Raw genomic sequence first — 16,173 nt, forward strand, 5'->3', positions numbered from 1 at the left:
TGCATTCCCAGCAGAACAATTAAACTTGTAAGTGTGAAAAAGATCATCAAATTGGTGTAAACTGCAAATTCCTCTGGAATGAAAAAACGCGTAAAAATTGGCAAAAGCAAGAATAACAATAATTTGTTAAAAAAGTTTCCTGCTGCATATTCCAGCGTTTTCTGCAAATATTTATTCATTACTTCAAAACTTCTTCGTACATTTTTTTGGTTTGTTTGCCAATTACTTCCCAGATAAAATTCGTTGAAATATAATTTTTCAGATCATCATTCTTAGGTTTATTCAATGATTTTTCAATATGCATTTTGATCGATTCAACAGAAAGCGGATCGGGATATTCTGCCATCTGCTGGAAATATTCTTTAGTTCCCCCACGAGGTGTTATCACGATCTTTGCCCCTGCCAAAGCTGCTTCTAAAGCAGCTCTGCCAGGAGTTTCGTATTTGGTGGGAAGAATAAACGTATCGCAGGCAGCATAAGCTGATGCAAACAGCGGATCATCATGTCGCAGCCATTCAATCAATTTTATTTTTTTACTATTGGCAATCTCCTGCCGGCACCAGTTACCTTCTTCATTGTGCAGAATATCTGCAATTATAACTGCTGGATGATCTGTCTTCTGCAGAGCCTTGATAATATTTCTGCCATTTTTTCGATTCGGTCCCAAATGACCTACATACAGAATAAAATCTTTCAAACCATACTTCTTGATAAAAAGTTCAGGATCAGAATCAGCAAAACGCTTTTCCACACCATTATGGATAACCTTCATTTTACTGCGAGGAAGCTGTAATCCCTTTACTAAAAGCTCTCCCTCATCTTTTGTATTTGGCAGTATTTTTTGGGCTGAAAGACATGTGTCTCGTGTTAGTTGATAATCAGAATAAGAACGGATCATAAACTTGGATATCAGGTTTTCAATTGTTCGATAACTTCTCAATAAGAATGGATCATGATTACTGTAAAAAATTGGATTTACCACGTATTTTGCTCCATAGGCAACCAAATTTTTTGCTAAAGAATATGTAGCAATTCCAGCATTAAAAATATGCACAAGATCGCCTTGCTCCAATTTTAAATCAAAATCCCACATATCAAACAGTTGAACATCGACACCAATTTTTTGCAGAGCTTCTTTTAGATGAAGGACTTTATAAGTTGGACCTCCACGATTTAACATGAGCGACTGATAACTAGCCAGATAAATTTTCATGATATTTTTTACCTTTATTCGATTCGTAATTGTAAAGAACATCTCGCCAATGCCATTTCCTGATCCTTTTCAGGTCGTCGGGTATAAAAATGGCTTCTTTCCTTTGCCAGGATAATTTCTTCAGCTTGATCTGGTTTTGAAAAGAGAAATATGAGATTTCGTTTTCTTTTTCTAAAACTAACTGCAAATTTGATGATTTTTCGAATTTTAATTCTAAGCGATCAGATTTTATTTCAGCATCCCAGGAAAAGTTTTTCCTCTCAATCCAAAATTTGCTAAATTCATTGAAAGTTAAATTGGGAATTTCTAAATCATTAACATAAGAAAAAACCTGTTCAATAATATTGTGATGACCATGCGAAGGATGATAATAAATGATAATTGGCTGATTTCTTTTTAAACATTCATCGATATATTGTTTGTAAAACTGCCACATTTCTTCCAGAGAAAAATGCGATCTGCGTAACCTGCCTGTACTGACAGGAAAGATCGGGATCTGCAGAACTGAAGAAGATTTATCATGATAAAATGGAAAAAATGGCAGGTCATCATAATTCACTGCAAATTCAGATGAATAGGTAAATTTTTTCTCTTCCAGTACTTTTCCCAGATCTTCGTTCCAACTGCCAAATGGTGCTGCAAAACCTTCTACTTTGATTCCTGCTTTTTCTAAATCTTCTAAACCATTTTCTATGTTGACCTTATTCGATTTATAATCATCAAAAACCAGATGCCGTTTACAATGAAGACCAATTTCCTGATCTGTCATTTTGGCATAAACATCTTTAAGCATCGATGAATCTTTTGTATCTACAAACCAGGTACCATTAATGTTATATTTCTTACAGATTTCGTAAAGAGAATTTGCCTGATCAGCTGAACAAAAATCGGTATCAACACGAAACATAAATAGCGATTGCAAAGGTTTGGGGAACTCTGAAATACGCATTAATGGCAAGTTCTTTTTTTGATGAATAAAATAAAGCAATTTGTGGATCAGCTGGCGAATCTTACCTTTAGAAATTCTTGAAACAATTTCCGAAGGAAGTTCTTTTCGATCCGCCCAGAATTTTTTGCGTTTTGTGCTCTCATCTAACATCAATTTATCCAGATCAAAAGGAAGATTAATAATCATTCCTGAACCGATAAGTTTAGTTTGTATCATTAATTTTTTATCTAACCACTTAAAATTATAAGGCTTTAGATAATAAAAAGTTGTATAGAAATCAACCAACCCCAATTCATTAAATATGGAATCTTTTGTTGGAATTAGAAAACTAACTTTTTTCTTTTTGAATTTTACCTTAAAAAAATAACATGAAACGGTAGAATCTATGATAATAATTCCACCGTTTTTTGTGTAATTATCAATTTTTTTTTGGAATTCAATTGAAGGTTTCTGTGTAATTATCAAACAAACGTAATCATTTAAATCGTCATCCAAAGCTAATTCGGAAGTATTATAAGCTTGTTGCTGAAAGATGATTTGCCAGCCAGGAGTAAGTTTATCAATGCCAATCTTCAGTTTCATTATAATTCCGAAACTATCTTTATGAGCTTTGCTTCACGTTTTTCGAATGAATAGTTTTCGCAGAGCCAATTAAAATTATTTGGAACTTCAGAATTGACAGCCCTGGAAATTGCATCTTCGCAAGAAGTGATGTCAGAGATTTCTGCTTTAAAAGCTTTTTCTTGGGCCACTTCCGGCAGGGAACCTTCGTTAGAAATCACTACTTTGCAGTTTGAATTGATCGCCTCCAATACAGCCATTCCAAAAGATTCACGACGGGAAAACTGGCAGTAGATTTCAGTTTCAGAAAGTAACCCTAGAAATTCTTCATGAACGATCTTTCCCTTAAATTCTAGATTCGGATTTTTCTTGAGAAGCTGATCTTTTAGTTTAGGATCAAATTCACCAACAATGATCATTTTGTATTTATTAAATGATTTTGTTGCTGCTGCAAAAATATCAATTCCTTTGATTTTGTACAAATCTGGAGTTGCAGAACCGCAGCTTAAAATGATCTTTTTTTTTGCTATGTTATTTTTTTTTGGATTGATAGCCAGATGAACTACATTTATATCTTTTCGAAGGTTCAATGATCTTAGTTCCTGCGCCAGAAATTCTGATACCGTTATTACTTTATCAGCATTTTTAATTGCATATTTTATGAATTTTGCTGATCTACTCTGCATTCCGCCATAACTGGGCAAATTCGAGGTTTCATATCCGCCAACCATGATAATAGATTTTTTGTTCAAGATTTTAGAAATTAGAATTGCAATAAATGATGAAAAATCGGCAAACCAGCAGAAAACAAAATCATTCCTGAAGACAGCAAAAACGATTTCAATCGTATTTACAAATTTTTGAAATCGATTTTTTGATTTTCCTGCCAAAATCAATTTTTCTACTGTGTATTTTTTTTGCAGAGTCTTAAGATCATCAATCACAAAATGTGATGCGTAACTGCTGATGAACAATAGCTTTGATCTCATATTAGAGAAATTCTTATCGCTCTAACGAACCAGTAGAATTTTGCCTTTTCCTACTTGTCCACCCGGAGCAGAAACTACGTAATAATACAGCCCAGAACCACATTTTTTGCCTTGTTTGTTACTGCCGTCCCAGCTGAATTGTTCATAAACGTTCTTTTCCAGTTCTACAATAAATTCACCACTCAGATCGTAGATTCGGCAATATGTATTTCCTTTCGGCATCGTGAAGCTATCCTCATTTTCGATGCGCAGAATTTCTCCATTTTCAGGATTGAATGGATTTGGAAACGCAATCGTTTTGTTCAGATTTTCTTCGAAATTATTCTCGGCAGAAACTCCAATTTCTACAGAAGAAATTCCTTCCAGAGTTCCTATATATAAAGTTCCGGAAATTTCATCGTAAACGAAAGCAGTTACATTATCGGAAATAAGTTGAGAATTTTCAGTAGTAATGTTCGTGAAAGTATCAGCTTCTTTATCAAAAATAGTGATTCCATATTCAGCTGTTCCTATCCAGATTCTGCCAAAAGGATCGATGAACAAACAGGTCGGATAAGTTGGATTGGAACCGTAAAGTCTTTCCTGTCCTTCATAGTACCAGTAAGTTGGATTAGGATCATCTTGGCTCCAGAACCAGTGATTGTCGAACCACATACTCATTTTCGCATTCGTTCCATACAAGAACCAGTCGATTCCATCAAACATGAAAAGCCCATTGGTAGAAGCTACCCAGGTCTCTTTTTCATTTCCGATTATTCGCTGCTCGATATCTAAAATAGTTCCACTGTTCAATTCGGAAGAAGGAGCTGTTTCCCACTGAGATCCATTGTTAAAAGGTATTGAAGTAGCATCCCAATATTCCAGGCCTTGTGCATACGAACCGAAGAAAACTCTTTCATCATCCACAAAAGAAATTGTGGAAAGGTTGAAATCGTCATTATTGGATAAAAATGATCCTAATACGTTAATGGTAGGATAAATATCCAGCACAAAATTATTACCGAAAGCTGAAACCCACATTCTATCGTCAGAATCGAGAAAGAGTTCTGATGTGTAATGAGAAGGCAATCCAGTTAAAATAGTCCATTCATCTGCGAAATCATCGAAAATCGTGATTCCACCCGTTCCTGCATTTATGTACTGATAAGAGCAAAACCATTTTCTGTTGGAACTGTCAATTTCAATATCGATTACATTATCGTTTGTTAGCTCAGGATAATCTTCATTGGTATAACCGTGCCAGTTCATTCCATCGAAACTGCAAACGCCTTTGGTTCCTTTTCCCAGTTGTTCTAAACCCAGATAACCACTGGCAACCCAGAGATTTTTATTCTCATCAAGTTCCAGATCGGAAACGATATTTGCAGTTATGCTGTTCGGTTTTATATGCGTATCCCAAACTTCATTGTTCAAAATGAATAATCCTTCTCCCCAGGTAAAAGCGCAGATCTGATCATCTATTCCCGTAAATCCTTTAATGAGATTTGTGGTAAGTTCTGCTTCATCTTTCATCCAGGATGTTTCGGCTCCATCATTTGCAATTCTGGTAACTGCAACATTCATGCTGTCTCGTAAAATTAGAATTTCAGGACTCCAAGATCCATAACTGAACCAGATATTATCTTCAGAATCTATAAAAACCGGATATACAGATTGATCTGCAACCAACACATTGCCCACAATCGAATCTTCAAAATCTGGAATTTCCAGCATTCCCAGATCGGTAGCTACAACTATTCGGCTGTCTTTTACTGAAAGTGAAAAAGTGAAATTGCTTGGAATATTACTGTTTGTAGTATTAATGTTGTGCCAGGCATTAATGGTGAGTAAGGAATCAAGATGAGCATAATCTACTCCATTTCCTGTTGCCAGAAATACATAATCTTCACTGATCTCAATATCATTTATCTCATTGGAAGACAATCCATTATCGGTGTCAAAATTGGATATTAATAGAGGAAAAGGAAAACTGGGACTGTCAGCAAAAAGGCTGAATCCAACTGTAGTAACAGCGAAAATCAGAGAATCCTGATGAACAATATTCTGCACGTAATCCGTTCCCAAACCCAGAATTTCCGTTAAAGGCATATTAAAATTCTCGCCATCAAAGCGATCAATTCCACAGCCAAAAGAACCTAATAAAAACTCATTTGTACTTTCAAAATAATCGATAGTTCGAAGATCATTACAAGCTAATCCATCGATGGAAGTTATCGTTTTATCAAAATATTGTGTTGTTATATCATAAACTTCCAAACCGCCCCAGGTTGCCAGGTAGATTTTATTATCTACAAACTTCAGATCGAAAATATGCGTAGTGTTTGTGTGCACTTGCCAGTTTTGTAAACCAGATACAGAAAACATTATCATGGTTATGGCAAGAATTAGAAGTGTTTTTGTCTTCATTTGATCTCCTATTTATCTGCCCGATCTTGATAAAACTGTGCTGATAGTTTTAAGAATGATCGAGAAGTCCAGATAAAATGATCTGTTTTTCACATAGAACAGATCGTACTGTAATTTCTCCATTGTATCTTCATAAGAGGGAGAATGATATTTTTTGGAAACTTGATCCCAGCCGGTTAAACCAGGTTTTACCAGCATTCTTTCATTATAAAATGCTATCTGTTTTTCCAGATCGTTAACCAGTTCCGGTCTTTCAGGTCTGGGACCCACAAAACTCATTTCCCCTCGAATTATATTTATAAGTTGCGGCAGTTCGTCCAACCTTGTTTTTCTGAGCAGAGAGCCGATCCTGGTAATTCGGTTGTCATTAATTTCTGTAGGCTGGAAGTCGTTCCCTTCATCTTTCATAGAACGGAATTTTATCATTTTGAATTTTACATCGTTTTGACCAATTCTTTCCTGGATAAAGAAAATTTTTCCCTTGCTGGAAATCTTTATAAATAAGGCAATTAAAACTAATAAAGGTAAAGTGATAATAAAGAAAATGAAAGCAAACACAAAATCAATTACTCTTTTTGAAAAATCGTAAGCCGTTTTATTTCCTTCACTCAGGTTTTCCAGAAACCAGGTTTTGTTGATCAGGTCAAGTGGAACTTTGTCTGTAATCTCTTCATAAAAATGTGATAAATTTATAAAATTAACTTTCAATTTCAGGCAACTGAAAAGTAGATTACTCAAAGATTCAGAATCAGCAGGATTGCTTGCCAGAATGAGGGTAGAAACATTTTTTTTCTGAATTATCCGTTGCACATCTGCATTATTTTTATCCAATATCAAAGTATTGATATCAGTTTCTATCTGCTGATCCGGCAATTTTAAAATAAAGGCTATTTCAAACCCCAAATGCGGTTTCTTTTTGAATTCCTTTAAAAGATTACTAACCTGGTTATTATAGCCGATAATTCCGATAACATCTTTGGGAATATAAGATTTTATCGACCAATTGAAAAAACCTCTCCACAGAAAGAAAATGATCGTGTAAATTATAACAAATAAGATCAGGTTTGTTTTGGGTGCAATGCTGATTCCCGGCATCACATAAAAGAATACTGCCGAAAATAAACCGCCAAAAACAAAACTGCGTAAAGCTCTACGGAAGAAACTGCGATTACTTACTGCGAAATTGATATTGTACAACTCCGAAATATAAAACGTCATAACCCAGATAAGAAAAATGAAAGAAAATGGGTAAAAATGTGCCATCCAGTAATCCATGGTCGGATGCTTTCCATACCTTATCAGAAGTGTGATATATAAACTTGCATAAAGTATTATGATATCACCAATTACAAGCAATGCTTTTCTAAGCTTTAGTTTCATAGATCTCTTTATATTTATTTACGAATTCTTTCAAAGAAAACTTTTCTTCTACTCGTTTTCGGGATTCCTTTCCCCATTTTTCCAATTCATCCTTTCTTAATGGGAGAGTTATAAGAAAGTCGATTAATTTGTCAACCTCATTCAAGCTAACCAGCTTGCCGTTATTATCATCTACCAGTTCATCATTACCAACAATATCCGATGCAATAATCGGTAAGCCAACCGACATCGCTTCCAAAATTGAAACAGGCAAACCTTCCCATTTGGAATAAAGAAGAAATGCATCGAACTTATTTAGATGTTCAAAAATATTTGTTACCCAAGCCTCAAAAATAATTCTATTTTGCAATTGGGCATCTTGTACAAGAAGCTGGCATTCTTCCAGAAGTTCTCCATCTCCCAGAAAAATAAATTCTATCTGGGAGTTTTTTTTACATACTTCTATCGCTGCATTAACTGTTCGGATTGGATTTTTCTGTTTCCAAAAGCGAAAAGAACTACCAATAATGAAACGATTATTATTTTTTTTGGGGGAAAGTTTCTGGGGAACTTCTATACCATTATAAATCGTTAATGCTTTTTTTGAATTTATGATCTTATTTTGAATTACGAATTTTCTGTCGTGCTGATTTACAAAAACTACCTTATCACAAAACCAGCCAGCAATTTTCTCGCATTTCATATAAAATGATCGAACCGGTTTTGACTGATATTTATTGAATGGAAATCCATGTGACGTATGAATTACATTCCCTATTCCTGCCAGTTTTGCTGCTATTCTACCCAGAAAACCAGTTTTAGAAGAATGAGTGTGAACAACATCATATTTGTACTTTCTGCAAATCCACCAGATTTTAAAGAAAGCAATAAAATCCCAAAAAGAAAGATCCCTTCTCAAGGAATTCACAGGAATATGTTTTATCTGCAATTCTTCCAATTTCTCAATTAGAGGTCCACCTGAACGAGAAAGAACATAAATCTCGTATTTGTCTTTATCAAGATTCTCCAGAATTTTCAGCATCACATTTTGCGCACCAGCAATAACAGGAAGAAGTTGAATATGCAGAAGTTTGATTTTCTTCATAGTTTTTTCTCGATGAATTCCACAAAATTTCTGGTTTGATGTTCTCTATCGAAATTCGGGTCAAATTTGTATTCTTTCAATTTATTCTTCTCGGTAGAATTTATCAATTGCTTCAGATTTTCAGTTATCATTTCTACATCTTCCATTGCACAAATATTTTCATGCCCAAGTTTTCTTAAAATGTCAGCCGCTTCTCCCTTGGGTGGAATCATAGCAAAAATTGGTCTTTCGCTTCGGATGTATTCAAAAATCTTTCCCGTTAAAACACCTTTGCCATTTGGAGATGCAATAAATAGAAGTAAAATATCACTGGTTTTCATCAGCATGACAGCAGTGGAATGATCAACTTGCTCTTTTATATCAAAGAGCTCATTGCAACTGCTTTTTTGAATTGTTTCCAAAGTCTCTTTGAAATAATTACCTATCAATTGAATTTTAATTTTCTTAAGGATTGAATTATCTAATTTCTCTACAGCTTTTATCAAATATTTCACGCTGCGATGTCCATAGAAATTTCCTACATATCTTAAAATAATTTTGTTGTTTTTTGGTTTTATTTTTTGGGGGAAATCATCTTCATCCCAGCCATTGTACATAACCAGAATTTTATCAGATAGATCTTTACCGAATTCTGAGATCAAATCCTGACGGATAACATCACCAACTGTTGTTACTACTTCAGCACGATTTAGAATTTTCTTTTCCCATTTCTTGGCATGTTTGGAAAGCAGAAGATTGCTGTATTTTATATAAGGATTTAAAGTCCAATGATCACGATAATCCAAAATCAAGGGTAGATCATATTTTTGGCTCAATTTAAAAGCAATCAAACCACTTGTATAAGGTCCCATCGTTGCCATTACAGCATCATATTTATTTTCTTTAAATATCTTTTTGCTGCTTTTCATCACATTTGGCAGCCAGCCAATTTTATCATCAATAGGAAATAAATTCCTGATAATTTTTTTTATCTTCTCGGGAGTTCCAAAATAGATGTTCTTAATTTTTTTTTCTTTTGGTTTGGTTTTTTTCAGGATCGACATTGGATCGTATGACGGAATTCGAAAAACTTTCCTGGCTTTATTCTCTGCAGCCAGCTTATTATCATAAGAATGAAATACAATATCTTCTACAGTTATCACATCGGTTTCCCAACCAGATTCCGAAAGATATTTTATCAGTTTAAGTGGTCGCTGAACTCCGGGACCACCCAGAGGTGGATAAAAATATGAGACCAGAAGTAACCGTTTCATCTACTTTTCTCCAGATTCTGATTTATCCAGAAATACTTTTACTTCCGTATCGGGATCGATATCGTGAAGAGTTACCAAATTGCCAGAAATATGAGATTTTGTATAATCTACATGAGATAATTTCTTATTTCCTTTTATCGAAAATGAAAAAGTCTCGATCTTCTCGGGAAAATATAAACGAACGCTGCTTCTTCTTTCATGAATTTCTATTCTTTCTCTTTTTTTCCACCATTGAGCAATATTCAAATATGTATCCTGATAATACTTCTTATTATTTATTTTTTTAAAAACTTCTTCCATCAATTTCTCCAAATATTCCAACTCGGCAAAATTGTGAACAGAAAAATCAAAAGTTATCAATCCATTAACCAGATTTATGGAATCAAGAAGCTTTTCGATTATCTCTTTTGCGGTTTCGCTACTCATTTTATTTGTTGTGGAAATTATGAAACTTTCATCTGAGCAGATCAATGGTATTTCCAAGTTGTTATTATTGGCAAAGCTTCTTCTGAGCTTTCCCTTTTTGGAAATGATACTTAGATGAAACGGAAAACCGATACCATTGGCAAATCCTGCCATTGTAGCGAGTTTTCTTGATGAATCATATACAAAACTGTGTTTCAATTTCAATTCATTTGTTTGATAAGGATCAGACTTGTAGCCATTGATTCTAAGGCCGGTTTTTTCCTTAAAAGAAAGTCGGATTATCTGCTTTTTCTGGCTTTGGAAATTATCATTTTTATATGAATTCGATTTTGCTAAAAGAGCTATTTCATGTCCTCGGTCAATGATCCTGGATATCTCCTGATAGATCAAATTATGACCAATATCATATTCAAATTCACCTTTTCTGGAATCATCAGTTCCCCAGAAATATGTACTTCTGATACCATATTTTTCTTCTAAGTTATCGATCAGATCGAAATTCCAATATTCCTCTTCATTCGTTAAAATGTATTTTGTTCTACTTCTAAAATTTTTTAAAACATATTTAAATTTATAGAAAACCAGAAGATCTTGATAAACGCTCTGCATGATGCGTTTGAAATTCCATTTGCGAAGTTTGGGAACATTATGAGAAACAGCAACAGCACCCTTTTCCGCCTTGGGCCAATACTCTTTTTTTACTAAGAAATAATCTCTTTTCTTTTCTATGGCTTCCAAAATTGTCTGCTCCAGAAGCCAAAGATAATAATTGGTGTAAGGAATCAAAGCATAATCATGAAAAACCATTTCATCATCTGGAATTCGATAGTCCTTTTCCTCTCTACCGGGCGAAAATTTTTGATAATTTATCAAATTGAAGAAAATATTGCCGATCAGATCAAATTTTACAGAACCATAATACAGATTTTCATTTATAAAATACACAATTGGTTGTTCTATCTCATGATTGCAGATCAGCGGGATCGATCTATCCAACTTGATTTCCCTGATACTTTCTGAAAGCTGCTGTCGACTGATGCTTCCCGGTTTGTAAAAATCTATTCCGCAAGGAATGAAAAAGAATATTTTATCCATCGCCAGGATATATGCTTCTTTGGAGGTTGGCTCGATTGTTCCATAATAAATTAGAACATCATTTGGTTCTATTTGTTCCAATTTACTGATATATTTATGCACAAATCCCAATGTATTAAAAATGAAATCGATAGTAAATCTGATCTCATTTTGAAAATCTTTTAAAACGCTATCTACATAAACTGCTATCATAAAAGTTCTATAAAAATCAAATATCCAAAAGGTTTAATCCGCTTTCCTGGTCAAAAAAACGATCAACAGAACCATCGTAAACTTCCAAAACAATTTCACAAGTAGCAGAAACAACTGCACTATTTAGATGTCCACCAAAACTCTGATGATTTTTATTTGCCAAAGTTATATGACAATGCAGATACACTTCATTTTTCATGGTGGTTATATTTCCGGTTAACGATAAAATCTCAAAATCCTCTTTTAAAGTATTGGAATGATATTGTTGCTTTGAAGGTTCAAAAAGCCCAACAGTCACATTATTTGTGGCTCCGATACCAGAGATTTTTCCTAGTTTGATGTTTTCATTTTCACAAAACTTTTTCAGAGAAGAAATGATTTCTTCTCCTTTATCGATTCTGATGAAACAAATATTTCCAATTCTCTTACTTTTCATACCATCTCCAATCATGATCATGAACAATTTATTGTCAGCAACTTTCCTTGTCTAATAATATTTACTGTAAAAATAAATGATTATTGTTTTTCGTTTGACATAAAAATTGCATCCTAAGGATTTGAACTTATATTAATAGAGTAAATTAGAATCAATAAAGGAGTCGAAATGAGTAAGAAAAGAATTTACCTTTTTGGTGACGGAAAAGCTGAAGGTAAAACAGAAATGAAAAATCTATTGGGTGGAAAAGGTGCTAACTTAGCTGAAATGAATTTAGTTGGAGTTCCTGTACCTCCTGGATTTACTATTACAACAGAAGTTTGCACAGAATACAATGAACTTGGAAAAGATAAGGTTGTTGAACTACTTAAAGAAGAGATCGTTGGAGCTATAGAAAACGTTGAAAACATCATGGATGCAAAATTTGGAGATAAAGAAAATCCATGTTTGCTTTCTGTTCGTTCTGGTGCACGCGTTTCCATGCCAGGTATGATGGACACAGTTCTGAATCTGGGATTGAATGATGAAGCTGTAGAAGGATTGGCAAAGAAATCTGGAAATCCACGTTTTGCCTGGGATTCTTACAGAAGATTTGTTCAGATGTATGGCGACGTTGTTATGGGATTGAAGCCAGCTTCCAAAGAAGAACACGATCCGTTTGAAGTGATCATTGATCAAATAAAAGAAGAAAAAAATGTAATAAACGATACAGAATTGGATACTGATGACTTGAAAGAACTTGTCGCCAGATTCAAAAAAGCGATAAAGGATTCTACTGGTTCCGATTTTCCTGAAGATCCATGGGAACAACTCTGGGGTGCAATTTTAGCAGTATTCGACAGTTGGAATACTGAAAGAGCAATCTATTATCGCAAAATCAATGCAATTCCTGGAGATTGGGGAACCGCGGTGAACGTGCAGGCAATGGTTTACGGAAATATGGGGAAAAATTCTGCCACTGGTGTTGCCTTCACACGAGATGCTGCTACTGGTGAAGATCTATTTAATGGAGAATACCTGATAGATGCACAAGGTGAAGACGTTGTGGCCGGAACCAGAACTCCACAGCAAATCACTCTGGAAGGATCGAAAAGATGGGCCAAACTTGCAAAAGTTTCTGAAGAAGAAAGAGCAAAAAAATTTCCTTCATTAGAAGAGACAATGCCAAAATTATATAAAGAACTTTCTGATATTGAAACCAAATTAGAAGAACATTATAAAGATATGCAGGATTTGGAGTTCACAATACAAGATGGAAAACTTTGGATTTTGCAAACCAGAAATGGAAAAAGAACTGGAACAGCAATGGTGAAAATGGCTGTCGATATGCTCCGAGAAGGGTTAATTGATGAAAAAACTGCAATATTACGCTTAGAACCAAATAAACTTGATGAATTACTTCATCCTATTTTCAATACAAAGGCAGTTAAAAAAGCTGAAGTTATTGCCAAAGGACTTCCTGCTTCTCCCGGTGCTGCTACTGGCCAACTTGTATTTTTTGCCGATGAAGCTGAAGAATGGGCAAATGAAGGGAAACAAGTTGTTTTAGCAAGAGTTGAAACCTCTCCTGAAGACCTTAGGGGAATGAATGTTTCAAAAGGGATTTTAACAGCTCGTGGTGGAATGACTTCACATGCTGCTGTTGTTGCTCGTGGAATGGGAAAATGCTGTGTTTCCGGCGCAGGATCAGTTAGGATCGATTACAAAGCCAGAACATTAACATCAGAAGGTAAAACATTTAAAGAAGGTGATTGGATTTCTTTAAATGGTTCTACAGGTGAAGTTTATGCTGGTAAAGTAGAAACTAAAAATCCAGAGTTAAGTGGTGATTTTGGTGAACTGATGCAACTTTGTGATAAATACACAAAACTTGTTGTAAGAACAAATGCTGATACTCCGAAAGATTCTAAAGTTGCCCGTAATTTTGGTGCTCAGGGAATTGGACTTTGCAGAACTGAACACATGTTCTTTGAAGGTGAAAGAATTAAAGCAGTTCGTGAAATGATATTAGCCGAAGATGAAGCTGGCCGAAGAAAAGCACTGGATAAATTACTTCCGATGCAGAGAGAAGATTTCGAAGGTATTTTCGAAGCAATGAAAGGTTTGCCTGTAACTGTTAGATTGTTAGATCCTCCACTTCATGAATTTGTTCCTCACGATGAAAAAGGCCAACAGGAAATGGCAGAAGAAATGAGTATTCCAGTTGAAGAAATAAAATCTCGAGTAGAAGGTTTATCAGAATTCAATCCAATGCTTGGTCATCGTGGATGTAGATTGGGAAACACTTATCCTGAAATAACAGAAATGCAAACCAGAGCAATTATTGAAGCTGCGCTTAATTTGAAGAAAAAGGGAATTGAGACGCAACCCGAAATAATGATACCACTTATCGGAACTGTAGAAGAATTCAAAATGCAAGAAGTAATAGTTCGAAAAACTGTAAACGCAGTTTTTGAAGAAAGAAATGATAAAATCGATTATCTGGTTGGAACAATGATAGAAATTCCAAGAGCAGCACTAACAGCCGACGATATTGCTAAACATGCCGAATTCTTTAGTTTTGGAACAAACGACCTGACTCAAATGACATTTGGTTACAGCAGGGACGATGCAGGAAAATTCCTGCCAATTTATCTGGAAAAAGGTATCCTAAAAGACGATCCATTCCAGGTTCTTGACCAAACTGGTGTGGGTCAACTTGTGGAAATGGGAACTAAAAAAGGTAGAAGCACTCGTGCTACACTTAAAGTTGGAATTTGTGGCGAGCACGGTGGCGAACCTAGTTCTGTTGAATTCTGTCATAGAGTAGGAATGAACTACGTAAGCTGTTCACCATATCGCGTACCGATAGCCAGATTAGCTGCAGCTCAAGCTGCTTTGAAAAATTAATTATATAATCTTATTCGATACATAAGCGCTCAGAAATGAGCGCTTTTTTTATCTTCAGATTGAGACTAATCTAAATCCCTCTCTCGCATTATAGCAACAATTTCAGATGCAATTTCTTCTATAGATTTGCTAGTGACAGTTATGATGCACCATTTGGGATGATTACAACATATTTTTCTTCCATACATCAATTCCTGACGAACAAACTCATAGCTTGCATAATCACCTGTTTTGTCATTAAATTTCTTAGATCGAACATTTCTTAGTTCTGCTAAACGTTTAGCAGTTGTATTCAGATAAAATACTTTGCAGGGATCTATTTCATTCAATTCAGATGGAATTGGAAAATCTTTTACAATCGGAACATTTGCAACCAGCCATCCTTTAAAAGCTAGATAAATACTCAAGGGAGTTTTAAAAGTTCGAGATACTCCAATTAAAACAATTTCTGCTTTTCCAAGATCTTCAGCTCTTAATCCGTCATCATGTTTAAATGCAAAATTCATTGTTTCAACTCGTCGAAAATACTGTTCATTCAAATGCACAAAAAGACCAGGTTTCTGCGCTGGAGAGATTGCTAATAAATTCGATAAGCGTGAAAGCAATGGCCCCATAATATCGATTGTTTCTACATTATTTAACCTGGCCTGCTTTACAAGATATGAACGCATTTTATCGGAAACTAATGTATGAACAATGCAGTTGTGCTCTTTCTGGGCTTCTTCGATTAAACTATCAATTTGTTCATAACTTTTGATACCCGGTTTCCTAACCAAAGAAACAGCAACTCCAGCAAATTGTGTAAGTGCAGCATTTAAAGCCATCTCTGCTGTTTTACCAGTTCCGTCCGACACAATAATTACTTTCAGCATTTCTCCTTCCTTTTTTGATATCAAATCTCGTTGTTTGCTTCCAATATGTCAATACGTTAAAATTTATTAAAGTTAGAAATTAAAAAAAGGACTTGACAGGAAAAACTTATAGCAGTTTAAAGCCAATAGAAAACTAGTAGGAAAAGGAGTTATTATGAAAAAAGTTTTATTATTAGTAATTATTGCAGTAATGTTTTCTGGAATTTATGCCCATGAAGTAACCGCAAATTTCGATGTAGAAAGTGACAATGGAATGGGATTATCTTTTACACGAGGTGATCTATGGTGGGGTGATGGCACATATCTTGTAGATTTTATGATAACAGGAACAACTGAACAACCACTTGATTTCACTTTAAGTCAAGCTTGGAAGAAAGTTAATTTGTGGGATTTAGCCGATTTTCAGATTGGCCGAAATGTTTTATCAT

The 16,173-nt window shown here is 34.9% G+C and carries 12 protein-coding genes; 2 read left to right on the plus strand and 10 right to left on the minus strand.

Translation table 11 applies throughout. The features are described 5' to 3' along the window. Nucleotides 1-178: 178 nt before the first annotated feature. The 9 genes from K9N40_10270 to K9N40_10310 are packed head-to-tail and all read right to left on the minus strand — an operon-like array spanning nt 179 to nt 11,984. Nucleotides 179-1,213, minus strand: a complete 1,035-nt coding sequence (locus tag K9N40_10270; GenBank protein ID MCF7814851.1) for a glycosyltransferase — start codon at nt 1,211-1,213, stop codon at nt 179-181. Next, the gene (locus K9N40_10275; GenBank protein MCF7814852.1) at nt 1,194-2,744 is read right to left on the minus strand and encodes a polysaccharide deacetylase family protein; all 1,551 of its coding nucleotides are present in this window, start codon (nt 2,742-2,744) and stop codon (nt 1,194-1,196) included. The genes K9N40_10270 and K9N40_10275 overlap by 20 nt, the downstream gene beginning before the upstream one ends. Further along, entirely contained in the window at nt 2,744-3,712 is a 969-nt protein-coding gene (locus K9N40_10280; protein MCF7814853.1) for a glycosyltransferase family 4 protein, read from the minus strand. The genes K9N40_10275 and K9N40_10280 overlap by 1 nt, the downstream gene beginning before the upstream one ends. Before the next feature lie 21 nt (nt 3,713-3,733). Further along, nucleotides 3,734-6,118 (minus strand): hypothetical protein, encoded by a 2,385-nt coding sequence (locus K9N40_10285; GenBank protein MCF7814854.1) that lies wholly within the window; start codon nt 6,116-6,118, stop codon nt 3,734-3,736. 12 nt (nt 6,119-6,130) lie between these two features. Next, nucleotides 6,131-7,498, minus strand: a complete 1,368-nt coding sequence (locus K9N40_10290) for a sugar transferase (protein ID MCF7814855.1) — start codon at nt 7,496-7,498, stop codon at nt 6,131-6,133. Beyond that, on the minus strand, nt 7,482-8,582 hold the full coding sequence (locus K9N40_10295; protein ID MCF7814856.1) for a glycosyltransferase family 4 protein: 1,101 nt from the start codon (nt 8,580-8,582) through the stop codon (nt 7,482-7,484). The genes K9N40_10290 and K9N40_10295 overlap by 17 nt, the downstream gene beginning before the upstream one ends. Then, entirely contained in the window at nt 8,579-9,835 is a 1,257-nt protein-coding gene (locus K9N40_10300; protein MCF7814857.1) for a glycosyltransferase, read from the minus strand. The genes K9N40_10295 and K9N40_10300 overlap by 4 nt, the downstream gene beginning before the upstream one ends. Then, a complete protein-coding gene (locus K9N40_10305) occupies nt 9,836-11,548 on the minus strand; it encodes a hypothetical protein (protein MCF7814858.1) in 1,713 nt (570 codons plus the stop codon). A 16-nt stretch (nt 11,549-11,564) separates the two neighbouring features. Next, entirely contained in the window at nt 11,565-11,984 is a 420-nt protein-coding gene (locus K9N40_10310) for a DNA-binding protein (protein MCF7814859.1), read from the minus strand. 168 nt (nt 11,985-12,152) lie between these two features. On the opposite strand from K9N40_10310, the gene ppdK reads away from it, so the two are divergent. Beyond that, nucleotides 12,153-14,873, plus strand: coding sequence for a pyruvate, phosphate dikinase (gene ppdK, locus K9N40_10315; GenBank protein MCF7814860.1), 2,721 nt, complete (start codon nt 12,153-12,155; stop codon nt 14,871-14,873). A 65-nt stretch (nt 14,874-14,938) separates the two neighbouring features. On the opposite strand, the gene K9N40_10320 is transcribed toward ppdK, so the two are convergent. After that, complete coding sequence (locus K9N40_10320; protein MCF7814861.1) at nt 14,939-15,745, minus strand: kinase/pyrophosphorylase; 807 nt, start codon at nt 15,743-15,745, stop codon at nt 14,939-14,941. A 154-nt stretch (nt 15,746-15,899) separates the two neighbouring features. Between K9N40_10320 and K9N40_10325 the strand changes: the two genes are divergently transcribed. Continuing rightward, nucleotides 15,900-16,173: hypothetical protein (locus K9N40_10325; GenBank protein ID MCF7814862.1), on the plus strand; the 274-nt coding region annotated here is incomplete at its 3' end.

It is taken from the genome of Candidatus Cloacimonadota bacterium (assembly GCA_021734245.1).
GTDB lineage: Bacteria > Cloacimonadota > Cloacimonadia > Cloacimonadales > TCS61 > B137-G9.